Origin of the sequence: Pseudonocardia sp. Ae505_Ps2, from assembly GCF_001932425.1 — a bacterium.
Lineage (GTDB): Bacteria > Actinomycetota > Actinomycetes > Mycobacteriales > Pseudonocardiaceae > Pseudonocardia.
Map to the genome: position 1 here is coordinate 2,761,756 of NZ_MCIP01000001.1, position 21,143 is coordinate 2,782,898.

The 21,143-nt window shown below is 73.3% G+C and carries 22 protein-coding genes; 17 read left to right on the top strand and 5 right to left on the bottom strand.

The genetic code is table 11. The features are described from left to right. From Ae505Ps2_RS13275 to Ae505Ps2_RS13285, 3 genes are all read left to right on the top strand, one after another. Positions 1 to 2,514, top strand: a complete 2,514-nt coding sequence (locus tag Ae505Ps2_RS13275) for an FAD-dependent oxidoreductase (protein ID WP_075553664.1) — start codon at positions 1 to 3, stop codon at positions 2,512 to 2,514. 86 nt (positions 2,515 to 2,600) lie between these two features. Next, on the top strand, positions 2,601 to 3,221 hold the full coding sequence (locus Ae505Ps2_RS13280) for a cyclodeaminase/cyclohydrolase family protein (protein WP_075307927.1): 621 nt from the start codon (positions 2,601 to 2,603) through the stop codon (positions 3,219 to 3,221). Next, positions 3,218 to 4,102: a bifunctional 5,10-methylenetetrahydrofolate dehydrogenase/5,10-methenyltetrahydrofolate cyclohydrolase gene (locus tag Ae505Ps2_RS13285; protein WP_075307925.1), complete on the top strand. Its 885-nt coding sequence runs from the start codon at positions 3,218 to 3,220 to the stop codon at positions 4,100 to 4,102. The genes Ae505Ps2_RS13280 and Ae505Ps2_RS13285 overlap by 4 nt, the downstream gene beginning before the upstream one ends. Positions 4,103 to 4,108: 6 nt before the next feature. Here the strand turns inward: Ae505Ps2_RS13285 and Ae505Ps2_RS13290 are convergent, their stop codons facing one another. Continuing rightward, positions 4,109 to 4,774 carry an FCD domain-containing protein gene (locus Ae505Ps2_RS13290; RefSeq protein ID WP_020627393.1) on the bottom strand — a complete coding sequence of 222 codons (666 nt, stop codon included), beginning with the start codon at positions 4,772 to 4,774 and terminating at the stop codon, positions 4,109 to 4,111. Positions 4,775 to 4,911: 137 nt separating this feature from the next. On the opposite strand from Ae505Ps2_RS13290, the gene purU reads away from it, so the two are divergent. Further along, the gene (purU, locus tag Ae505Ps2_RS13295) at positions 4,912 to 5,760 is read left to right on the top strand and encodes a formyltetrahydrofolate deformylase (RefSeq protein WP_075553665.1); all 849 of its coding nucleotides are present in this window, start codon (positions 4,912 to 4,914) and stop codon (positions 5,758 to 5,760) included. A gap of 330 nt (positions 5,761 to 6,090) precedes the next feature. Here purU and Ae505Ps2_RS13300 read toward each other — a convergent pair whose 3' ends face one another. Then, a complete protein-coding gene (locus Ae505Ps2_RS13300) occupies positions 6,091 to 7,239 on the bottom strand; it encodes an aromatic ring-hydroxylating dioxygenase subunit alpha (RefSeq protein WP_075307923.1) in 1,149 nt (382 codons plus the stop codon). Between the two features lie 734 nt (positions 7,240 to 7,973). Between Ae505Ps2_RS13300 and Ae505Ps2_RS13305 the strand changes: the two genes are divergently transcribed. Then, positions 7,974 to 9,806, top strand: a complete 1,833-nt coding sequence (locus Ae505Ps2_RS13305) for a BCCT family transporter (RefSeq protein WP_084786267.1) — start codon at positions 7,974 to 7,976, stop codon at positions 9,804 to 9,806. 57 nt (positions 9,807 to 9,863) lie between these two features. Here Ae505Ps2_RS13305 and Ae505Ps2_RS13310 read toward each other — a convergent pair whose 3' ends face one another. Next, the gene (locus tag Ae505Ps2_RS13310; protein WP_043281671.1) at positions 9,864 to 10,439 is read right to left on the bottom strand and encodes an isochorismatase family protein; all 576 of its coding nucleotides are present in this window, start codon (positions 10,437 to 10,439) and stop codon (positions 9,864 to 9,866) included. A 3-nt stretch (positions 10,440 to 10,442) separates the two neighbouring features. Next, a complete protein-coding gene (locus tag Ae505Ps2_RS13315) occupies positions 10,443 to 11,729 on the bottom strand; it encodes a nicotinate phosphoribosyltransferase (protein WP_075333062.1) in 1,287 nt (428 codons plus the stop codon). A gap of 150 nt (positions 11,730 to 11,879) precedes the next feature. On the opposite strand from Ae505Ps2_RS13315, the gene clpS reads away from it, so the two are divergent. Together clpS and Ae505Ps2_RS13325 are read left to right on the top strand one after the other, a co-directional pair. Further along, positions 11,880 to 12,188, top strand: coding sequence for an ATP-dependent Clp protease adapter ClpS (gene clpS, locus Ae505Ps2_RS13320; RefSeq protein WP_060710877.1), 309 nt, complete (start codon positions 11,880 to 11,882; stop codon positions 12,186 to 12,188). A gap of 2 nt (positions 12,189 to 12,190) precedes the next feature. Further along, entirely contained in the window at positions 12,191 to 12,742 is a 552-nt protein-coding gene (locus tag Ae505Ps2_RS13325; protein ID WP_075307921.1) for a DUF2017 domain-containing protein, read from the top strand. A gap of 19 nt (positions 12,743 to 12,761) precedes the next feature. On the opposite strand, the gene Ae505Ps2_RS13330 is transcribed toward Ae505Ps2_RS13325, so the two are convergent. Next, positions 12,762 to 14,447 (bottom strand): bifunctional UDP-sugar hydrolase/5'-nucleotidase, encoded by a 1,686-nt coding sequence (locus Ae505Ps2_RS13330; RefSeq protein ID WP_233147438.1) that lies wholly within the window; start codon positions 14,445 to 14,447, stop codon positions 12,762 to 12,764. 134 nt (positions 14,448 to 14,581) lie between these two features. Here Ae505Ps2_RS13330 and Ae505Ps2_RS13335 point away from each other — a divergent pair, with 134 nt between their 5' ends. From Ae505Ps2_RS13335 to Ae505Ps2_RS13380, 10 genes are all read left to right on the top strand, one after another. Further along, positions 14,582 to 15,076, top strand: a complete 495-nt coding sequence (locus Ae505Ps2_RS13335; protein WP_075312262.1) for a M67 family metallopeptidase — start codon at positions 14,582 to 14,584, stop codon at positions 15,074 to 15,076. 115 nt (positions 15,077 to 15,191) lie between these two features. Then, positions 15,192 to 15,467, top strand: coding sequence for a MoaD/ThiS family protein (locus Ae505Ps2_RS13340; RefSeq protein ID WP_043278539.1), 276 nt, complete (start codon positions 15,192 to 15,194; stop codon positions 15,465 to 15,467). A gap of 62 nt (positions 15,468 to 15,529) precedes the next feature. After that, on the top strand, positions 15,530 to 16,477 hold the full coding sequence (locus tag Ae505Ps2_RS13345; RefSeq protein WP_020624070.1) for a cysteine synthase: 948 nt from the start codon (positions 15,530 to 15,532) through the stop codon (positions 16,475 to 16,477). A 49-nt stretch (positions 16,478 to 16,526) separates the two neighbouring features. Continuing rightward, positions 16,527 to 17,123, top strand: a complete 597-nt coding sequence (locus Ae505Ps2_RS13350; protein ID WP_075312260.1) for a rhomboid family intramembrane serine protease — start codon at positions 16,527 to 16,529, stop codon at positions 17,121 to 17,123. 3 nt (positions 17,124 to 17,126) lie between these two features. Further along, the gene (gene murI / locus Ae505Ps2_RS13355) at positions 17,127 to 17,957 is read left to right on the top strand and encodes a glutamate racemase (protein ID WP_075553666.1); all 831 of its coding nucleotides are present in this window, start codon (positions 17,127 to 17,129) and stop codon (positions 17,955 to 17,957) included. Positions 17,958 to 18,038: 81 nt separating this feature from the next. Then, a complete protein-coding gene (locus tag Ae505Ps2_RS13360) occupies positions 18,039 to 18,413 on the top strand; it encodes a hypothetical protein (protein ID WP_043278538.1) in 375 nt (124 codons plus the stop codon). Beyond that, a complete protein-coding gene (locus tag Ae505Ps2_RS13365) occupies positions 18,406 to 18,822 on the top strand; it encodes a hypothetical protein (RefSeq protein ID WP_020624065.1) in 417 nt (138 codons plus the stop codon). The genes Ae505Ps2_RS13360 and Ae505Ps2_RS13365 overlap by 8 nt, the downstream gene beginning before the upstream one ends. An 8-nt stretch (positions 18,823 to 18,830) precedes the next feature. After that, complete coding sequence (locus tag Ae505Ps2_RS13370; RefSeq protein ID WP_075553667.1) at positions 18,831 to 19,616, top strand: MBL fold metallo-hydrolase; 786 nt, start codon at positions 18,831 to 18,833, stop codon at positions 19,614 to 19,616. Positions 19,617 to 19,638: 22 nt separating this feature from the next. Next, complete coding sequence (gene rph, locus Ae505Ps2_RS13375) at positions 19,639 to 20,439, top strand: ribonuclease PH (protein ID WP_255407888.1); 801 nt, start codon at positions 19,639 to 19,641, stop codon at positions 20,437 to 20,439. Continuing rightward, on the top strand, positions 20,436 to 21,140 hold the full coding sequence (locus Ae505Ps2_RS13380) for a non-canonical purine NTP pyrophosphatase (protein ID WP_075307919.1): 705 nt from the start codon (positions 20,436 to 20,438) through the stop codon (positions 21,138 to 21,140). The genes rph and Ae505Ps2_RS13380 overlap by 4 nt, the downstream gene beginning before the upstream one ends. Positions 21,141 to 21,143 lie beyond the last annotated feature (3 nt).

The following is a 21,143-nucleotide window of genomic DNA, read 5'->3' on the forward strand; positions in this document are numbered from 1 at the left end:
ATGACCCCCCGTGTCGTCATCATCGGAGCCGGGATCGTCGGGGCGAACCTGGCCGACGAGCTCACCACCCGCGGCTGGACCGACGTCACCGTCCTGGACCAGGGGCCGCTGCCCCTGACCGGCGGTTCCACCTCGCACGCCCCCGGCCTGGTCTTCCAGACCACCGGGTCGAAGACCATGACCGCGTTCGCCACCTACACCGTCGAGAAGCTCCTCGGTCTCGACGACGGCACCACCGCGGACGGCTGGTGCTTCAACCAGGTCGGCGGCCTGGAGGTCGCGACCACCCCGGAGCGGCTCGCCGACCTGCACCGCAAGCAGGGCTGGGCGATCTCCCGCGGTGTGCCGGCCGCGGTCGTCGCCGCGGCCGAGTGCGCGCGGCTGCACCCGCTGCTCGACCCCGACCAGGTCCTCGGCGGCCTGCACACCCCCACCGACGGCCTGGCCAAGGCCGCCCGCGCCGTCGTCGCGCTGGCCCGGCGGGCCGAGTCCCGCGGCGCGGTCTTCCGCGGCTCGGTGCGGGTCACCGGCATCGCGCAGTCCGGCGGCCGGGTCACCGGCGTCGAGACCGCCGACGGCGAGACCGTCCCCGCCGACATCGTGGTGTCCTGCGCCGGGTTCTGGGGCCGCGAGCTCGGGAAGCTCGTCGGCATGCGGGTGCCGCTGCTGCCGCTGGCGCACCAGTACGCCCGCACCACCCAGGTCGAGCAGCTCGTCGGCCGCAACGGTGCCGATGCGCGCTCCGCCGGGGCTCCGCACGGTGAGTTCGTCGAGGCGCGGCTGCCCATCCTGCGCCACCAGGACGCCGACCTCTACTACCGCGAGCACAACGACTGCCTCGGCATCGGCTCCTACGCCCACCGCCCGATGCCGGTGTCGATCTCCGAGCTGCCCGAGGTCGGCGACGGCGAGGTCGGCGAGCGCACCCAGCCCTCGATGCTGCCCTTCACCGAGGAGGACTTCGCGCGGCAGTGGGAGCAGAGCCAGCAGCTGCTGCCCGGTCTACAGCGCTCGAAGATCGAGCACGGGTTCAACGGCGTCTTCTCCTTCACCCCCGACGGCGGCCCGCTGATCGGGGAGTCGCCCGACGTCGCCGGTTTCTGGGTCGCCGAGGCCGTGTGGGTCACGCACTCCTCCGGCGTCGCCCGCTCGGTCGCGCAGCTGCTCGTCGACGGCCGCAGCGAGCTCGACCTGCACGGCTGCGACGTCAACCGGTTCGACGAGGTCGAGACCACCGACGCCTACGTCGACGAGACCTCCCAGCAGAACTTCGTCGAGATCTACGACGTGCTGCACCCGCTGCAGCCCAAGCTGTCCCCGCGCGGCATCCGGACCAGCCCGTTCCACGACCGGCAGCGGGAGCTGGGCGCGTTCTTCCTGGAGTCCCACGCCTGGGAGCGCCCGCACTGGTACGAGGCCAACGCCGCCCTGGCCAAGGACATGCCGCCGCAGTGGCGCGCCCCGTCCCGCGACGCCTGGTCGGCGATGTTCCACTCGCCGGTCGTCGCGGTCGAGGCCTGGAAGACCCGCACCGCGGTCGCGATGTACGACATGACCCCGCTGACCCGCCTGGAGGTCTCCGGGCCGGGGGCGTGCGCGTTCCTGGAGGGCCTGACCACCGGCAAGATGGACAAGTCCGTCGGCGCCGTCACCTACACCCTGATGCTGGACGAGGCGGGCGGCGTCCGGTCCGACCTCACCGTCGCCCGTCTCGGCGAGCAGCTGTTCCAGGTCGGCGCGAACTCCCACCTCGACCTCGACCACCTGCGCCGCGCCCTGCCCGACGACCACTCGGTGGCCGTCCGTGACATCACCGGCGGCACCTGCTGCATCGGCGTGTGGGGGCCGCTGGCCCGCGACCTGGTCCAGCCGCTGTCGGGCGAGGACTTCTCCCACGAAGGCCTGAAGTACTTCCGCGCGATGTCCGCGCACATCGCCGGGATCCCGGTGACCGCGATGCGGCTGTCCTACGTCGGCGAGCTCGGCTGGGAGATCTACACCAGCGCCGAGTACGGCCGGAAGCTGTGGGACGTGCTCTACGAGGCCGGGCGCCCGCTCGGTGTGGTCGCGGCCGGGCGCGCGGCGTTCAACAGCCTGCGCCTGGAGAAGGGCTACCGCTCCTGGGGTGCGGACATGTCCACCGAGCACAACCCCTACGAGGCCGGGCTCGGCTTCGCGGTCCGCCCGCACACCAAGGGCGACTTCGTCGGCCGCGAGGCCGTCGAGAAGATCGACCCGGACGCCGTCACCCGCAGGCTGACCTGCCTCACGGTCGACGACGGCCGCAGCGTCGTCCTCGGCCACGAGGCGGTGCTGGTCGACGGCGAGCCCGCCGGCTACGTCACCTCCGCGGCCTACGGCTACACCCTGGGCACCCCGATCGCCTACGCCTGGCTGCCCGCCGGGCTGCCGGTGGGGGCGACGGTCGAGATCCAGTACTTCGACCGCCGGATCCGTGCCTCGGTCGCGGCCGAGCCGCTGTTCGACCCGGAGATGAGCCGCATCCGGCGCTGACCCGGTGGGGCGGGGGCGGCCCGACCGGCCGCCCCCGCCTCCGCACCCGACGACGCACCGTCGCTCCGCCGCACGGAAGGACCCCCATGCGTTCCGACACCCTCGACCGGTTCCTCTGGGACCTGGCCGCCCGCGTCCCCGCCCCCGGCGGCGGCGCGACGGCCGGCCTGCACCTCGCCCAGGCCGCGGCCCTGCTCGGCATGGTCGCCCGCTACACCGACGGCGAGCGCTACGCCGAGCACGCCGAGACGGTCCTCGACGTCCGCAACCGGGCCGACGCACTGCGCATCACCGGCCTCGGCCTCGCCGAGGACGACGCCCGCGCGTTCGGCGCGGTCGGCGCGGCCTACAAGCTCCCGCGCGACACGGACGAGGCGAAGCAGGTCCGCAGCGCGGCGATCGCCGCCGCGACGGTCGAGGCGGGACGGATTCCCGCACAGGTCATCCGCGCCGCCGAGCAGGTGGTCGACCTCGCCGAGCGGCTGCGGCCGATCGGCAACCCCAACGTGATCAGCGACGTGGGCGCGGCGGCCGACGCCGCACGGGCCGCGGCGAGCACCGCCCGGCTCAACGTCGAGATCAACCTGGCGGGCCTCACCGACCCGCAGGCGCGCACCGAGCTGTCCGCGGCGCTGACCGGCGTCGACGACCTGCTGCGCCGGGCCGACAAGGTGACCGACGACGTCCGGGAGCAGATCCGCCGATGACCCCGCCACCCACCACCCGGCCGGCCCCCCACCCCGACCACGTCGTCCTCGACGGCACCGCGCGCGCCCGCGAGCTGCGCCAGGGGGTGCAGGCCGAGGCCGCCGCGCTCACTGTCCTCGGCGTCGTGCCGCGGCTGGCCGTCGTCGTCGCCACCGCCGACGAGGGCGCGGGCTGGTACGTCCGCTCGCTGTCCGGGGCCGCCCGCCGGGTCGGCGTCGAGTGCGAGGTCCTCGACCTCGGCCCGGACGCCGACGCCGAGTCCATCACCGCCACCCTGGCCCGGCTGAGCAGCGACGACACCGTGCACGGCATAATCCTGCAGACCCCGCTGCCCGACGGTGTGCGGGTCGAGGAGCTGGCCGCGTCGATCGTCCCGGAGAAGGACGTCGACGGCGCCAACCCGCTCTCGGCCGGCCGGCTCGCCGCGGGCCTGCCCGCCTACCCGCCGGCCACCGCGGCCGCGGTGCTCGAGCTGCTCGACCACCACGGCGTCGAGCTGGCCGGGCGCAGCGCCGTGGTCGTGGGGCGCTCGCTGGTCGTCGGCAAGCCGACCGCCCAGCTGCTCCTGCAACGCGACGCGACGGTCGGCATCTGCCACCGCCACACCAAGGAGCTCGCCGAGCACACCCGCACCGCGGACGTGCTCGTGGTCGCGGTCGGGCGGATCGGGCTGATCCGCGCCGAGCACGTCGCCGAGGGCGCGGTCGTCGTCGACGTGGGGACGAACACCGCCCCCGACGGCAGCCTGGTCGGCGACGTCGACGCCGCCGACGTCGCGACCCGCGCCGGTGCGCTCACGCCGGTGCCCGGCGGCGTCGGACCGGTGACGACGGCCCTGCTGCTGGCACACACCGTCCGCTCGGCACGCGCCCACGTCTGAGCCGGGTCAGACGACCTCGCGGACCGCCTTCTCGAACCCGATGACGTGCGCGCGGGCCCGGTCGGCCGCCTCGTCGGCCTGCTGCCCCGCGATGGCCCGCAGCAGGCCCGAGTGCTCGCCGACGTGCTGGTCGAAGTGCGTCATCCGGTCCAGGAACAGGCAGAAGATCCGGGTCGCCAGGTTGTCGTAGCGGATCAGGGTGTCCTCGAGGTGCGGGTTGGCCGCTGCCTCGTAGATCGTCCGGTGGACGTGCAGGTCCCAGCGCATCAGCGCGTCGCGGTCCAGGGTGCGCACGTCGATCCGGTCGATGGTGTCGGCCAGCTCGGCGAGGTCGGCCCGGGTCGTGGGGCCGGCGTACTCGGCCGCGCGGCGCGCCGCGAGCGGCTCCAGCTGCACCCGGATCTCGGAGATGTAGGCCAGGTCGGTGATGTCGACCCCGGTCGCGAACGTGCCCCGCCGTGGGTAGGAGACGACCAGCCGGTCGATCTCCAGGCGCTTGAGGGCCTCCCGCACCGGTGTGCGACCGACCTCGAGGGACTTCGCGAGGGCGACGTCGTCGATCGCGGTCATCGGCGGGATGTCGAGCATGATCAGCCGGTCCCGGATCACCGTGTACGCCTTGTCGGCGAGCGAGGTGTACTCCGGCTCGGCGTCGTCGGGCAGTGCGGTCACCGTCGCATGTTAACCCGTCATGTGTGCGTAACAGTTCTCGGACATGCCCACACCTCTTGACTATGACTGATATATCAATGCACCATCCGGGGGTCCGTGGTCGCCGCGGACCGCGTCCGACCCGAGGAGAGGCCGCCGTGTCCCGTTCCTTCATCCTGACCCTGAGCTGCCCGAACCGCCCCGGCATCGTGCGCGCGGTCAGCGCCTTCCTGTTCGAGCACGGCTGCGACATCGGCGAGTACCAGCAGTTCGACGACCCGCTGCGCGGCCGGCTGCACCTGCGCACCCAGGTCGGGGCGGAGCACGAGGTGGACCTCGACGTGATCAGCCGGGACTTCGAGGCGGTCGCGGCCGAGTTCGGCGTGAGCTTCACCTTCCACGACGGCGCCCCCGCCCGGATCCTGGTCATGGTCTCCAAGCTGGGGCACTGCCTCAACGACCTGATCTTCCGGTGGCGGGCCGGCAGCCTGGGCGCCGACATCGTCGCGGTCGTGTCCAACCACCCCGACCTGCGCCCGATGGCCGAGGCCGCCGGGCTGCCGTTCGTGCACGTCCCGGTGACCGCCGAGACCAAGCCCGACGCCGAGGCCCGGCTGCTGTCGCTCGTCGACGAGTTCGACGCCGAGCTGGTCGTGCTCGCCCGCTACATGCAGGTGCTCTCCGACGAGACGTGCAAGGCGCTCGAGGACCGTGCCATCAACATCCACCACTCGTTCCTGCCCGGTTTCAAGGGTGCCCGCCCGTACCACCAGGCCTACGAGCGCGGCGTGAAGCAGGTCGGCGCCACCGCCCACTACGTCACCCCCGACCTCGACGAGGGCCCGATCATCGAGCAGGAGGTGATCCGGATCGACCACTCCTACGACCCGAAGGCCCTGCAGATGGTCGGCCGCGACGCCGAGGCGCTGGCCCTGTCCCGCGCGGTCCGCTGGCACTGTGAGCGCCGGGTCCTGCTCACCGGCGGCAGCACGGTCGTCTTCCGGTAGCGCCGCGGCGGCTCTCCCACGGCCCCGTCCCCGCACCGCGGGGGCGGGGCCGTTCCGCGTCCGGTGGCCGCCCTGCTGCCCGGCCGCTGTCCCGCTTGCTCAGCTGCGGTCCCGCCCGCGGGGGCACGGCGTGGCACCTCCCCGCGTCCCGCCGCACCCCTCGCGTGGGGTGCGGGGGGGGGTGACGGGGTGCCACGGCACCCCTCCGTGCCGGCCTGATCCGGTCGGGCCCGGGGGCATGCGCGAACGCCCCGCGCCGGCGGGGCCGGGCGGGGCGTTCGTCGTGGTGCGGGGAGTGCGGTGAGGCGCGGTGCGGTGCGGTGCGGGGGATCAGCCCACCCGGTCGCGCACCCAGTCGTGGAACTCGCCGATGTGGTGCTCGCTCGGCACGAGCACGCCCCCCTTCTCGTAGGAGCGCGAGTCCATCGCGAGCTGGCAGCGCTCGCAGGCGTCGAAGTCCTGCACGTTGACCCGGTGGAACAGCTCCACCGAGCGGTCGATGTCGGCGCCGGAGTCGACGACCTCGGGGAGGTAGAGCCAGTCGCAGACGACCAGGGTGCGCTCGGGGGTCAGCGGGAACATGCGGTGGAACACGACGTGGTCGGGGACCAGGTTGATGAACACCGAGGGCCGCACCGTGATGGCGTAGTAGCGGCGGTCCTGCTCCTGGGTGATGCTCGGGATCCGGGCGAGCCCCTCGGAGCCGTCGACGGTGAAGCCCTTGATCTCCTCGCCGAACTCGGCGCCGTGCCCGACGAAGTACTGGGCGGCCAGGCCGTCGGCGAACTCCGGCAGCACCTCGGTGAGCTCGGGGTGGATCGTCGCGCAGTGGTAGCACTCCATGAAGTTCTCGACGATCTGCTTCCAGTTCGCCTTGACGTCGTAGGAGATGCGCCGGCCGAGCTTCAGGTTCTCGACGTCGTAGCCCACGATCGCGTCCGGCGAGCCGAGCCGGGTGGTGACGTCGCCGATCACGGTCTCGGTGAACGACGGCGGCTCCTCGGCCAGGCTCAGCCACACGTAGCCCAGCCACTCGCGGACGTGCACGGTGTGCAGGCCGTACTCGACCTTGTCGACGTCGGGCATCGAGTTGAGGTTCGGCGCCGCGATGAGCTTGCCGTCCAGGCCGTAGGTCCAGGCGTGGTACGGACACTGGAACGAGCGCCTGACCTCGCCCTTCTCCTCCGTGCACAGCCGCGCGCCGCGGTGTCGGCAGACGTTGAGGTAGGCCCGTACGGAGTTGTCCCTGGCCCGCGTGACGATCACGCTCTCACGTCCGATCTGGACGGTCTCGAACGCGCCGGGCTTGTCCAGGTCCGCGGCCAGCACCGCGCAGAACCACGTCTTGTGGAAGATGTTGTCCTGCTCGGCCCGGAAGATCGCGGGGTCGGTGTAGTAGTGGCCGGCGAGGGTCTCTCGCAGGCTGTCCGGGAGGCTCTGCCCCTCGGTGGTGGGGTTCGACAACTCGCCGGTCGTCATGGCGGTACTCCTCGTGGGCGACGGTCGGTGTGGGGCGGCTGGCGGGTCTGGGGCGAGATCGGGCGCGCCGGCGGGGGTCGCCCTCGCGGGTCGAGCTCGGGACCGGTGCGACGGCATCGGTTCGTTACGGAGGCCGGCGCCGCGGGACCGGGGGCCCGTGCGACGACCGGGCGCCGGAGGCGGCCGGCGTGCGGTCGCGGCAGAACCGTTGCGGCACAGCGGATCACCTCCTGCAGTGGGGTTGGGCGCGATGACGACGACGGCGATCGGGGCCGCGGTAACACACGAGAAACACCGAAACTGTTGCGTAACAAGCAACGAGTCGCTCAATACGCACCACGATGGGAGCGCGTCGCCCTGGTCGGTGTCAAGGGGCTGCAACGGTGGTGTTCGTGCAGGCCCGAGGCGTGGGCCGGTCGCCGCGGGTCGGGCATCGGAACTGCTGGGGGCACGGTGGCGACTCCGGTGCCCTCGGGCTCCGGGCGACGGATCGGGTCTTGACCGCCGCTCCGGCCGCATCATAACGTGCACAGATATATTAATCGAGTATCTGAGGGGGAGCAGGTGGTGCCGAGTCCCGGCCGACCGCCGCCCGACCGTCGCCCGTCCCCGGGTCGGCGGCACCCGCTGCCCGTCCACCCGTCGCGCCGGTGATCCCGGCCGCGGATCCGCACGACCCCACGGAGCGGCGCACGTACCGCACTTTCCCCGCACCGGACAGAGGTGGAGACGTCATGACGCAGGTCGATCCCCGGTCGTGTACCGAGGACCCCGGAGCACCACCGGAACGCCCCCGCACGGACCGGACGGTCTTCGGGATCGGTGCCGCGTTGGCGCTGCTGTTCGTCGTCTGGGGGGTCGCGGCGCCGGAGAGCCTGCGCACGACCGCGTCCACGATGATCGGGGCGCTGATGCGTGGCGGTGGCTGGGGCTTCATCCTCGCCGCGACCGCCTTCGTCGCCTTCGCACTGTTCCTGGCCTTCAGCCGGTTCGGACGCGTCAAGCTCGGCGCCGACGACGAGGAACCCGAGTTCCGCACGGTCTCCTGGATCGCCATGATGTTCTCCGCCGGCATGGGCATCGGACTGATGTTCTTCGGCGTGAACGAGCCGCTGACCTTCTTCCGGTCACCGCCCCCCGGCTCCGCCGAGCCCGGCACCGTCGACGCGCTGCAGACCTCGATGGCGACCTCGCTGTTCCACTGGACGCTGCACCCGTGGGCGATCTACGCCGTCGTCGGCCTCGCCATCGCCTACTCCACCTTCCGCAAGGGCCGCCGGCAGCTCATCAGCCAGGCCTTCGTCCCGCTGATCGGCCGCAAGGCCGCCGAGGGCTCCATCGGCCGGGCCATCGACATCCTCGCGATCTTCGCGACGCTGTTCGGCTCCGCGGCCTCCCTCGGCCTGGGCGCCTTCCAGATCGGCGGCGGCATGCAGACCGTCGGCTGGGTCGACGGCCCGGTGAGCCCCTGGCTGCTCGCCGCGATCATCGTCGTCCTGACCGCCGCGTTCATCCTCTCCGCCGTCTCCGGCGTCGAGAAGGGCATCCAGTGGCTGTCCAACACCAACATGGTGCTGGCGGCGGTGCTCGCGTTCTTCGTGTTCGTCGTCGGCCCGACGGTGATCATCCTCGACCTGATCCCGACCTCGATCGGCGCCTACTTCTCCCAGTTCTTCGAGATGGTCGGGCGCACCGAGGCCGTCGGCGGCGAGCCGATGCTCGAATGGCTCTCCGGCTGGACGATCTTCTACTGGGCGTGGTGGATCTCCTGGACGCCGTTCGTCGGCATGTTCCTGGCCCGGATCTCGCGCGGGCGCACCATCCGCGAGTTCGTCGGCGGGGTCATCCTCGCACCCAGCCTGGTCTCGCTGGTCTGGTTCTGCATCTTCGGCGGCACCGCCATCACCCAGGCCCAGCAGGGCACACAGTTCTCCGACGACTCCAACGTCCAGCTGTTCCAGATGCTGGCCGCCTACCCGTGGGCGACCGTCACCGGCCTGCTCGTCATGGTCCTGGTCGCCATCTTCTTCGTCTCCGGCGCCGACGCCGCGTCGATCGTCATGGGCACCCTGTCCCAGCGCGGCACCATCGAGCCCAGCAAGTGGGTGGTCGTCTTCTGGGGCGCCGCGATGGGCGCGGTCGCGGTGCTGATGCTGCTCACCGGGGGCGAGGACGCACTGTCGGGCATCCAGAACCTCACGATCCTGGTCGCGGCACCGTTCGTGGTGATCATGGTGCTGCTGTGCGTGGCCCTGCACCGCGACGTCCGCCGTGACCGGGTCATCCTGCGCGCGGTCAAGAGCGCCGAGGTGATGGAGCAGGCCGTCGACTGGGCGACCGACAACCACGGCGACGACTTCTACGTGAAGGTCGGCTCCTTCGCCAAGGACGACGGGGCCACCGACGCGGACCCCGGGGGAGCGGCCGTCCCGGTCGCGGCGGTCGACCCGCTGAGCGTCCCGGCGGACCCGCAGCGCCCCGACCGCGACGCGGCTCCGGCGGACGGCGACGCCACCCCGGTGGACGGCGACCGGGCTGCCCAGGTCACGACGGTCGAGCGCCACTGAGAGATTGGCACTGAGACATCGGCACCGGCCGGGACGCGCTCCCGGCCGGTGCCGGGCTCAGGCCGTGCGGAGCTCCACGCCGGCCTCGGCCAGCTCGGCCAGCGCCCGCTCCGTCGTCTCCGGGGAGACCCCCGCGCAGTGGTGCAGCAGCACCGTCGTCGCGAGTCCGAGCCGTGCGGCGTCGAGCGCGGTCGCCCGGACGCAGTGGTCGGTCGCCAGGCCGACGACGTCGACCTCGGTCACCCCGCGCCCGCCCAGCCAGTCGCCCAGCGGCTCGCCCGACTCGTTGGCGCTCGCGCCCTCGAAGCCCGAGTAGGCAGCGGTGTAGGCGCCCTTGTCGAAGACGCACTCGATCGGTGCGACGTCCAGCGCCGGGTGGAACGACGCGCCCGGCGTCCCCGCGCGGCAGTGCGGCGGCCAGGAGTCGACGAAGTCCGGGGTGTCGGAGAAGTGCGGCCCCGGGTCCACGTGCACGTCCCGGGTGGCGACGACGTGGTCGTAGGCCGTGCCGTCCCGGCCGCCGGTCGCGAGCGGCCCGATGCCGGCGGCGACGGCGGCCCCCCCGGCCACCGCGAGGGCGCCGCCCTCGCAGAAGTCGTTCTGGACGTCGACGACGATCAACGCTCGGGCCATGGCTCAGCTCCCGGTGAGGAAGGTGGTCGGGATCGCGGGCTCGCCGCGGGACAGTTTCAGCCCCTCCCACGGTACGGCGATCAGTGCCGTCCGCAGCCGCTCCCGGGCGGACTCCAGACCGGTGACGGAGTCGTCGGCGACGACCTCGCCGCCCCGTACCAGCGGCTCCGGCAGCACCCGGTCGTGCGGGCCGGGGGCCGGATCGGTGCCGTAGGGGTACACGACCTCCTCGACCGCGGTGCCGGTCGGCTTGAACCGCCGCAGCGCCGCCTTGCGCCCGCCGCGGGACTCCTTCGCGCTCGACCGCTTGGACACCGGGCGCCCGTCGACCTCGACGAGCTTGTAGACCATCCCGGCCGTCGGTGAGCCCGACCCGGTGACCAGGGAGGTCCCCACGCCGTAGGAGTCGACCGGCTCGGCGCGCAGCGAGGCGATCGCGTACTCGTCGAGATCGCCGGACAGCACGATCCGGGTCCCGGTGGCACCGAGCGCGTCGAGCTGGTCGCGGGCCTGGCGGGCCAGTACGCCGAGGTCCCCGGAGTCGATGCGGACCGCACCCAGCCCGGGGCCGGCGGCCGCGACGGCGTGTGAGATGCCGCGGCGGATGTCGTAGGTGTCGACGAGCAGCGTGGTGTCGGTGCCCAGGGCGGCGACCTGGCTGGCGAAGGCGGACGGCTCGTCGTCGTGCAGCAGGACCCAGGCGTGCGCGGCCGTGCCCGCGGTCGGGATGCCGTGCCGGGCGCCGGCGGCGAGGTTCGACGTCGTCGCGAAGCCCGCCAGGTAGGCGGCCCGGGCGGAGGCCACGGCGGCCTCCTCGTGGGTGCGCCGCGAGCCCATCTCGATCAGCGGCCGCCCGGCCGCCGCGGTCACCATCCGCGCCGCGGCCGAGGCGATCGCGCTGTCGTGGTTGTAGATCGACAGCGCGAGGGTCTCGAGGATCACCGCGTCGGCGAAGGTGCCGGTCACGGTGAGGACGGGGGAGCCGGGGAAGTACAGCTCGCCCTCCGGGTAGCCGTCGACGTCGCCGGAGAAGCGGTAGTCGCGGAGCCGGTCCAGGGTCGCGGAGTCGACGACCGGGGTGAGGAACTCCAGGTCGGCGTCGGAGAAGCGGAAGCGCGACAGCGCCTCCAGCAGCCGCCCCGTCCCGGCGACGACGCCGTAGCGGCGCCCGTCGGGGAGGCGGCGCGCGAACAGCTCGAAGACGCAGTGCCGTTCGGCGGTGCCGTCGGCGAGGGCCGCCGCCACCATCGTCAGCTCGTAGCGGTCGGTCAGCAGGGCCGTGCCGGTCATGGTCGGGAGCCTACGGCCGCGCCCGCCGCCGCGGTCGGGGCCGCGCTGGTCGGTGCCGGAGCGGTCGGGCCGGGGCCGGTGTCGTGGCCGGTGTCGGGGGCTGTGCGGTCGGGCCGGGACCGTCGTCCCGGCTGTGCCACCATGGGGCGCATGTCCGCGCCGTCACCAGCGCCGTCCCCGGCGCCCACCGAGCAGGTCACGCCCGACCTGGACGAGTCCGCCGGCCCCGACACGCCGTGGCAGGCCATCGTCTGGAACGACCCGGTCAACCTCATGTCGTACGTGACCTACGTGCTGCAGAAGGTGTTCCACTACCCCGAGGCGAAGGCCACCGCGTTGATGCTCGACGTGCACCACAAGGGACGCGCCGCCGTGTCGGCCGGTGACAAGGACACCGTGGAGGGGCACGTCGCCCAGCTCCACGCGGCCGGCCTGTGGGCCACCATGCAGCGGGCCTGAGGGTGAACGGCTGGAAGCGCAGCGGCCGCGGTGACCGCGTCCGCTACACGTCCGGGTTCTCCGGCGAGGAGGCCGTCGTCCTGCGGGGGCTGTTCACCGAGATCCGCCAGATGCTCGCCGGTCGCGCCGAGCTCGCGTCCACCGACGAGCTCGCCGAGCTCACCGGCATCCGCACCGGCCCGACGTCGCGGCCGACCGACCGGGTGCTGGCCCGGCTGCTGCCGGACTTCACCACCGAGGACTCCGACCTCGCCGGCGGGATGCGCTCGCTGCACGAGCCGTCGCTGATCGAGGCCAAGGACGCCGCCGCGGCGACCGTGCTGGACACCCTGCCCGAAGCGGGCGGACGGCTGGAGCTCACCGAGGCCCAGGTCGACGCCTGGCTGGCCGCCCTCAACGACGTGCGGCTCGCGCTCGGCACCGCCCTCGACGTCAGCGAGGACATGCCCGAGCAGCTGCCCGACGACGACCCGAGGGCCCAGCACCTGGGCGTCTACCACTGGCTGACCTACGTGCAGGACTCCCTGGTCCGGGTTCGCGTCCGGGGGCTCTGACCCGACGGGCCGGGCCCCGTCACCGCCGCACGATCCGGTCGGTGGACGGCGGGGTCAATCCCGGGTTCGCGCCCAGGTACGCGACGAACGCGTCGAGGTCCACCGGCCCGCCGATGAGCTCGGTCCCGGCGGTGAAGGTGTCGAAGCCGTCGCCGCCCGCGGACAGGAAGTTGTTCGTCGCGACCCGGTAGCGGCCGCCGTCGGTGACCGGGACACCGCCGATCGCGATGTCGCCCACCTGGTTCCCCGTCACCGTGTAGCGCAGGTTCGACGAGCTCTGCAGCACCGTCGGGCCGTCCTCGACGGTGAACTGCTGGTCGAGCACCGCCCGCAGCTGGGCACCGGTGAGCGTCATCGTCTGCAGGATGTTGCCGAACGGCTGCACGGTGTAGGCCTGCCCGTAGGCGACCCGGCCGCCCGCGTCGGGCACCAGGTCCGCGCGCACCCCGCCGGGGTTGGTCAGCGCGATCTGCGCGCCGTCGCCGCGGGAGGCGGCGAGCTGGGCGTCGGCGATCACCGTGCCGAGGGGGGACAGCCCGGTCGGCCCGGCCGTGCGCAGCAGCGGCCTGGCCACCGTCCCGACCGGACGCTCGGCCAGCGGCCGCGACTGCGCGACCGCACGGTCGACGACCTCGGCCACGCCCGGGTCGGGTGTGACGTCGCGGGTGACGACCTCGTTGCGGGCCGTCGTCGCGCCGCGGTCCACGTCGCCGTCGCCGGTCAGGGCCAGGTCGACCACCGACAGCAGCCTGCCGAACGACAGGCCCTGCACGAACGGCCGGGGGTTCCCGGCCGGGTCGGTCGCCGAGCACAGGTACTGCTGGTGGGTGTGCGCGGAGAACACCGCGTCGACGTCGGCGGACACCGCGGCCGCGATCCGCGACGCCGGCCCGCCGGGCTCGATCGCACAGGCGTCCGGGCCGCCGTCACCGGTCGTCTCGTCGCCCTGGTGCAGCAGCAGCACCTGCGCCCGCACCCCCTGCGCGGTCAGCCCGCGCGACGCCGCGTCGACCGCGGCGACCTCGTCGCCGACGGCCAGGCCGCGGATGCCGTCGGGGGAGACCAGGTCGGGCAGCTCGGACAGGGTGGCGCCGATGACACCGATCCGGGTCCCGCCCGCCTCCACCACCGTCGACGCGGCGAGCGCCGGCCGCCTGGAGCCGTCGGTCACGTTGGCGGACAGGATCGGGAAGGACGCGCCGTCGTAGGACGGGGTGAAGCGGCAGCCGTCGGTCGGGTGGCAGCCGCCGTGCTGCAACCGGCGCAGCTCGGCGATGCCCTCGTCGAACTCGTGGTTGCCCGCGACGGACGCGGCGACACCCATCCGCTCCAGCACCTCGACGGTCGGCTCGTCGTGGAACAGCGCCGACGCCAGCGGGGACGCGCCGACGTTGTCGCCGGTGGACAGCACCACGCTCGCCGGAGCCTGTGCCCGCAGCGCCGCGACGTGCGCGGCGAGGAACGCGGCACCCCCGGCCTCGACCTGCGCGCCGGCGTCGTCGGTCACCCGGCCCGAGGATCCCGAGGGCGGTTCCAGGTTGCCGTGCAGGTCGTTGAGCGCGATGAGCCGCACCGTGCCGGGGCCGGGGGCACCCGGGGCGGAACGGCCGGAGAGCGTCACCGCCTCGACGGTGACCCCCACCGCCAGGACGACGGCGAGCAGGGCGGCGAGGACGATTCCGACACGGCGACCGGGGGAGGACACGCAGGGCAGTATGGAGGCACCGCCGACCGCCGGGCCGTGGCCGGGATCACAGACCGTGGTGTTGAGTGCGTGAACGCCGGGTGCGGGCCCGGCGGGTGTTCGGTCCCGCCGCCGGGGCCGCGTATCCTCACGTCGTGCTCGTCCTCCGGTCCGACCTCCTCGATGCGATCGTCGCGCACGCCCGCCGGGACTTCCCGGTCGAGTCGTGTGGGCAGCTCGTCGGTCCCGAGACCGGTGAGCACCCCGAGCGCTACGTGCCGATGACCAACGCCGACGAGGTGGCGAGCGACTTCGCCTTCTCCCCGGCCGAGGACATCCGCCTGGAGCGCGAGCTGGACGCGTCCGGTGAGCGCCGCATGCTCGTCGTCCACTCCCACACGCGGCTGCCGCGGCGCCCGGTGGCGCACACCGGCTTGCCCGAGGCCTACCCGTCGCCCAAGGACGTCGCCCAGATGGAGTGGACCCCCGACCAGCACTGGCTGATCGTGGGCCTCGCCACCGCCGACGCCGAGCCCGAGGTGCGCTCCTACCACCTCGCCGACGGCGAGGTCGTGGAGGACGAGCTGGCGGTCGTGGAGTCCTACATGTTCTCCCACACCGGCTCCGACGACGTCCCCGACCGGGCCTGATCGACCCTCTCGCGCACCCGCGCCGGAGGTCGCGCGGGAATGTCGCCGTACTCCGGCCGCGTTGCCGCGTGCAGAAGTCCACGCCAGAGCGACCCCACCAGGAGTGATCACCGACATGGCCGTCTCCGTGTCCGTCCCCACCATCCTTCGCACCCACACCGGCGGCGAGAAGACCGTCGAGGCGAAGGGCGACACCGTCTCCGCGGTCATCGACGACCTGGAGTCGCGGCACAGCGGCATCAAGGACCGTCTGATCACCGACGGCAAGCTGCACCGCTTCGTCAACATCTACGTCGACGACGAGGACATCCGTTTCGCCGGCGGCCTGGAGGCCCCGGTCAAGGAGTCCTCGACGTTCACGATCCTCCCGGCCGTGGCCGGCGGTCGCTGAGCCCCACCGGAGATCGGTGCCGGGCGGCCCGCCCGCCCGGCACCGGCGCGTGAGGAGATCCCGTGCGTTACGACTCGCTGCTGCACGCCGTCGGCGACACCCCGCTCGTCGGGCTGCCGTCCCTGTCGCCGTCGGAGGACGTGCGGCTGTGGGCGAAGCTGGAGGACCGCAACCCCACCGGCTCGATCAAGGACCGGCCCGCGCTGGCCATGATCGAGGACGCCGAGAAGCAGGGGCTGCTCACGCCCGGCTGCACGATCCTGGAGCCCACCTCGGGCAACACCGGCATCTCGCTGGCGATGGCCGCGAAGCTCAAGGGCTACGAGATCATCTGCGTGATGCCGGAGAACACCTCCGAGGAGCGTCGCCAGCTGCTGGCGATGTACGGCGCGCAGATCATCTCCTCGCCGGCGGCCGGCGGGTCGAACCAGGCCGTCGCCCTCGCCAAGCAGCTGGCGTCCGAGCACCCGGACTGGGTGATGCTCTACCAGTACGGCAACCCGGCCAACACCGACGCGCACTACCGCGGCACCGGCCCGGAGATCCTGCGCGACCTGCCGTCGATCACCCACTTCGTCGCCGGGCTCGGCACTACCGGCACCCTCGTCGGCGCCGGGCGCTACCTGCGTGAGCAGAAGCCCGACGTGCAGGTCGTCGCGGCCGAGCCCCGCTACGGCGAGCTCGTCTACGGCCTGCGGAACCTGTCGGAGGGCTTCGTCCCGGAGCTCTACGACGAGACCGTGCTGACCGGTCGCTTCTCGGTCGGTTCCTACGACGCGCTGCGCCGCACCCGCCAGCTGGTGGAGCAGGAGGGCATCTTCGCCGGGATCTCCTCCGGCGCGATCCTGCACGCCGCCCTCGGCGTCGCGAACAAGGCGCTCGACGCCGGTCAGCGCGCCGACGTCGTGATGATCGTCTGTGACGGCGGATGGAAGTACCTGTCCACCGGCGCCTACTCCGGTGACCTGGGCACCGCCGCGCAGGGCATCGACGGGCACCTCTGGGCCTGAACCGGTCACAACGGGCATAGCGGGCGGGCGCGCCGGTACCGTGGACGGCATGACCGCACCCCCGGACGGCCGCCCCGCCCGTGTGCTGCCGCCCGCGCCGGTGCGCGCGGCGGTGATCATGCTGGTGTTCACCGCCGCGCTGTACGTCTTCGAGGCCGTCGACCAGGCGTCGGGCGGCATGGTCCAGTTCGCCGCCGCGATCTACCCGCGCAGCACCGAGGGCCTCGTCGGGATCCTCACCGCACCTCTGCTGCACGACGACTGGGCGCATCTCGCCGCCAACAGCCTGCCGTTCCTGATCTTCGGGTTCCTCGCGATGTCCGGCGGCATCGTGCAGTGGTTCGCGGTCACCGCGACGATCTGGCTGGTCAGCGGGCTGGGGGTGTGGCTGACCTCGCCCGCGGCCGTGATCGGGGCGTCCGGGATCGTGTTCGGCTGGTTCCTGTTCCTGCTCGTCCGCGGCTTCTACGCCCGCAACGGCAGGCAGATCCTGCTCGCCGTCGTGCTGTTCCTGTTCTACGGCTCCATCCTCTGGGGTGTGCTGCCCTCGGACCCGTCGGTGTCCTGGCAGGGCCACCTGTTCGGCGCGGTCGGCGGCGTGCTCGCCGCCTACTGGGTGTCCCGGGCCGACCGCCTACCCTCCTAGGGTGTGAGCGACGCACCCGGGCTCGACGCCCCGATCGGCATCTTCGACTCCGGGGTCGGCGGTCTGACCGTCGCCCGCTCGGTCATCGACCTGCTGCCCGCCGAGCAGATCGTCTACGTCGGCGACACCGCGCACAGCCCGTACGGGCCGCGCCGGCTCGCCGACATCCGGCGCCTCGCACTCGGCCTCGGCGACGAGCTGGTCGACTCCGGGGTCAAGGCGCTGGTCATCGCCTGCAACTCGGCCTCGGCGGCGTGCCTGGCCGACTTCCGCGAGCGCTACCCGGTGCCGGTGGTCGAGGTCGTCCGCCCGGCCGTGCGTCGCGCCGTCGCCACCACCCGCAACGGCCGGATCGGTGTCATCGGCACCGCCGCGACGATCGCCTCGGGCGCCTACGCCGACGCCTTCGACGCCGCCCCCGACACCGAGATCACCTCGGTCGCCTGCCCCCGGTTCGTCGACTTCGTCGAGCGCGGCACCACCAGCGGCCGCCAGGTCCTCGGCGTCGCCCAGGGCTACCTGGAGCCGCTCCAGCGCGCCGGGGTCGACACCGTCGTCCTGGGCTGCACCCACTACCCGCTGCTGTCCGGGGTGCTGGAGATCGTCCTCGGCCCGGACGTGACGCTCGTGTCCTCGGCCGACGAGACCGCCCGCACCCTGGTCCGGACCCTGCACGCGCACGACCTGCTGCGCGACGACACCGCCCCGCCCGCACCGCACCGCTTCCTCTCCACCGGTGACCCGGAGCCCTTCGCCCGCCTGGGCCGCCGGTTCCTGGGCCCGGAGATCGGGTCGGTCGTGGGCCGCGCGGGTGCCGCGCTCCCGTCCGCCTGACGGCCGGGGGTGTGGATGCCCACCGGCCACGACGGTGGGTCCGGCGCCGTGTCGGAGGGGCGCGGGGGTAGCGTTCCCGCCGTGATCGGAACGCTCGTCCTGGTGATCACTGTGGCGCTCTCGGCCACCGCGCTGTTCGGGCTGGTCACGACGGCGCTGAACCGGCCCCCGAGCCGGGTGCACGCCGTCGCCGTCGGCGTCTGTGTGGCGCTCATCGTCGTGCAGGCCGCGATCGCGGCATACCGGGTCCTGCTCGGCGGGGTCACCCTGCCCGAACAGTCGACCTTCCTCATCTACCTCGCCGTCGCGGTCTGCGTCCCGGTGATCGCGCTGCAGTTCGCCACCGCCGAGCCGAGCCGCTGGGGTGGGGCCGTGATCGCCGTCGGCGCGATCGGGACGCTCGTCGCCGTGCTGCGCCTGCAGGGCCTGTGGATCCCGGGGGTGCCCGGTGCCTGAGCCGCACGCCCCCGGGCCCCGCGCCACCGCCACCGGCCCCGGTCGCATCCTCATCGCCGTCTACGGCATCTTCGCGCTCTCGGCCTCGGCGCGGGCCGGCGTGCAGATCGCCGAACGCTTCGGCGAGGCACCGCTGGCGTACTCGCTGTCCGCGCTCGCCGGGTTCGTCTACATCCTGGCCACCGTCGGGCTGGCGGGCACCGGGCCCGGCTTCCGCCGTCTCGCCTGGTCCGCCGTGGTGTTCGAGCTCGTCGGCGTGCTCGGGGTCGGCGCGTTCACCACCTTCGTCCCCGCCGACTTCCCCCGCGAGACGGTCTGGTCGCACTTCGGCGCCGGCTACGGCTTCGTCCCGCTCGTCCTGCCGTTCGTCGGACTCTGGTGGCTGCGGCGCACCTCACGAACGGGTTAGGGTCGCGCATGCGGCTGATCGTTCTCGGGTGCTCCGGCAGCGGCCCCGGACCCGAGTCCCCGGCATCGGGCTACCTCGTCGAGGCCGGGTCGACCCGCCTCACCCTCGACCTCGGCAACGGCACCCTCGGCGCACTGCAGCGGCACGCCGACCCGTTCTCCCTCGACGCCGCGGTGTTCAGCCACCTGCATCCCGACCACTGCGCGGACTTCCCGTCGCTGGCGGTGCACCGTCGCTACCATCCCCGGCCCCCGTTCGACGCGACCGCGCGGAAGCTGCCCGTGCACGCCCCGGCCGGTGCGCACGCCCGCTTCGCCCGTGCCGACGCCGTCACCGAGGCCGACTACGCCCGCACCGACCTCACCGACGTCTTCTCCTTCCACGACCTCGTGGCGGGGGAGCCGTTCACCGTCGGCGCCGGCGACGACGTCGTCACCGTCACCGCGTACGAGGTCGTGCACGTCTGCCCCGCCTGGGCGCTGCGCCTCGAGCGCCGCGGCCGGGTGCTGACCTACTCCGGGGACACCGCCGCCTGCCCCGGACTCGTCGAGGCCGCCCGCGACGCCGACCTGCTGCTCTGCGAGGCCAGCTGGCCGCACGCCGAGGCCGGACCGCCCGGGGTGCACCTGTCCGGACGGGAGGCGGGCGAGCACGCCGCGGCAGCCGGCGCCCGACGCCTGGTCGTCACCCACGTCCCGGCTTGGTTCGACCGCGAGTCCCTCGGCGCCGAGGCCAAGGCGGCCTTCGGCGGAACCGTCGAGCTCGCCCGGCCCGACGCGGTGTTCGAGGTCTGAACCGGCTTCCTACGATGGTCGGGTGACACGAACCGAGGGCAGGGCCGACGGCCGGGCCGACGACGAGATGCGGCCGGTGACCATCACCCGGGGCTTCCAGAAGCACCCCGCGGGATCGGTGCTGGTGGAGTTCGGTGACACGAAGGTGCTGTGCGCCGCCAGCGTCACCGACGGGGTACCGCGCTGGCGCAAGGGATCCGGCCTCGGCTGGGTCACCGCCGAGTACGCGATGCTGCCCTCGGCCACCGACACCCGCTCGTCGCGAGAGTCGGTGAAGGGCCGGATCGGCGGCCGCACCCACGAGATCTCCCGGCTGATCGGCCGGTCCCTGCGTGCCTGCATCGACCTGCGCGCGCTCGGCGAGAACACGATCGCGATCGACTGCGACGTCCTGCAGGCCGACGGCGGCACCCGCACCGCGGCGATCACCGGCGCCTACGTGGCCCTGTGCGACGCCGTCACCTGGCTCGGGGAGCAGGGCAAGCTGTCCGACCCCAAGCCGATCTCCTGCCAGGTCGCCGCGGTGTCGGTCGGCGTCGTCGACGGCCGCGTCCGGCTCGACCTGCCCTACGAGGAGGACTCGCGGGCCGAGGTCGACACGAACGTCGTCGCCACCGAGACCGGGACGCTGATCGAGGTCCAGGGGACCGGCGAGGGCGCCACGTTCTCCCGCTCGACCCTCGACGCGATGCTCGACTCCGCGCTCGCCGGGATCGCCGAGCTGTCCCGCCTCCAGGTCGAGGTGCTCGCCGCGCCGCACCCGAAGATCGTCGCGCAGACCGCCCCCGCCGCCCCGGGCACCGCGGGGGAGGGCGACGCGTGAGGATCCTGCTCGCCACCCGCAACGCCAAGAAGCTCGTCGAGCTGCGCCGGATCACCGAGGCCGCGGGGCTCTCCGGGGTGGAGATCGTCGGGCTCGCCGACGTCCCCGAGTTCCCCGAGGCCCCCGAGACCGGCGCGACCTTCGCCGCGAACGCGCTCGCCAAGGCCCGCGACGCCGCCGCCGCGACCGGGCTGCCCGCGATCGCCGACGACTCGGGCATCACCGTCGACGCCCTCAACGGCATGCCGGGCATCTTCTCCGCCCGCTGGTCCGGCCGGCACGGCGACGACGCGGCCAACCTGGCGCTGCTGCTCGGACAGACCGCCGACGTCCCCGACGAGCGCCGCGGCGCCGCGTTCGTGTGCGCCGCCGCGCTCGTCACGCCCGAGGCGGTGGCCGGGCTCCGTGACACCGACGACACCGACGACACCGACAACGCCGACGGCCCCGATGCCACCGGCGGCCCCGACGCGGAGGAGTCCGTGCCCGGGCGCACCGTGGTGCACGGGACGTGGCGCGGCACCCTGCTGCGCGCCCCGCGCGGGGAGAACGGGTTCGGCTACGACCCGATCTTCGCCCCGGAGGGCGACACCCGCTCCTCGGCCGAGCTCAGCGCCGAGGAGAAGGACGCCGCCTCCCACCGCGGGACCGCGCTGCGCGCACTCGTCCCGCACCTGCAGGCGCTGCTCGCCCGCGACTGAGGT

Bases quoted from the DNA above. Each gene is read 5' to 3' on its own strand.
- Ae505Ps2_RS13275 (WP_075553664.1), top strand. From the start codon at position 1: ATGACCCCCCGTGTCGTCATCATCGGAGCCGGGATCGTCGGGGCGAAC.
- Ae505Ps2_RS13280 (WP_075307927.1), top strand. From the start codon at position 2,601: ATGCGTTCCGACACCCTCGACCGGTTCCTCTGGGACCTGGCCGCCCGC.
- Ae505Ps2_RS13285 (WP_075307925.1), top strand. From the start codon at position 3,218: ATGACCCCGCCACCCACCACCCGGCCGGCCCCCCACCCCGACCACGTC.
- Ae505Ps2_RS13300 (WP_075307923.1), bottom strand. From the start codon at position 7,239: ATGACGACCGGCGAGTTGTCGAACCCCACCACCGAGGGGCAGAGCCTC.
- Ae505Ps2_RS13305 (WP_084786267.1), top strand. From the start codon at position 7,974: ATGACGCAGGTCGATCCCCGGTCGTGTACCGAGGACCCCGGAGCACCA.
- Ae505Ps2_RS13310 (WP_043281671.1), bottom strand. From the start codon at position 10,439: ATGGCCCGAGCGTTGATCGTCGTCGACGTCCAGAACGACTTCTGCGAG.
- Ae505Ps2_RS13315 (WP_075333062.1), bottom strand. From the start codon at position 11,729: ATGACCGGCACGGCCCTGCTGACCGACCGCTACGAGCTGACGATGGTG.
- clpS (WP_060710877.1), top strand. From the start codon at position 11,880: ATGTCCGCGCCGTCACCAGCGCCGTCCCCGGCGCCCACCGAGCAGGTC.
- Ae505Ps2_RS13340 (WP_043278539.1), top strand. From the start codon at position 15,192: ATGGCCGTCTCCGTGTCCGTCCCCACCATCCTTCGCACCCACACCGGC.
- Ae505Ps2_RS13350 (WP_075312260.1), top strand. From the start codon at position 16,527: ATGACCGCACCCCCGGACGGCCGCCCCGCCCGTGTGCTGCCGCCCGCG.
- Ae505Ps2_RS13370 (WP_075553667.1), top strand. From the start codon at position 18,831: ATGCGGCTGATCGTTCTCGGGTGCTCCGGCAGCGGCCCCGGACCCGAG.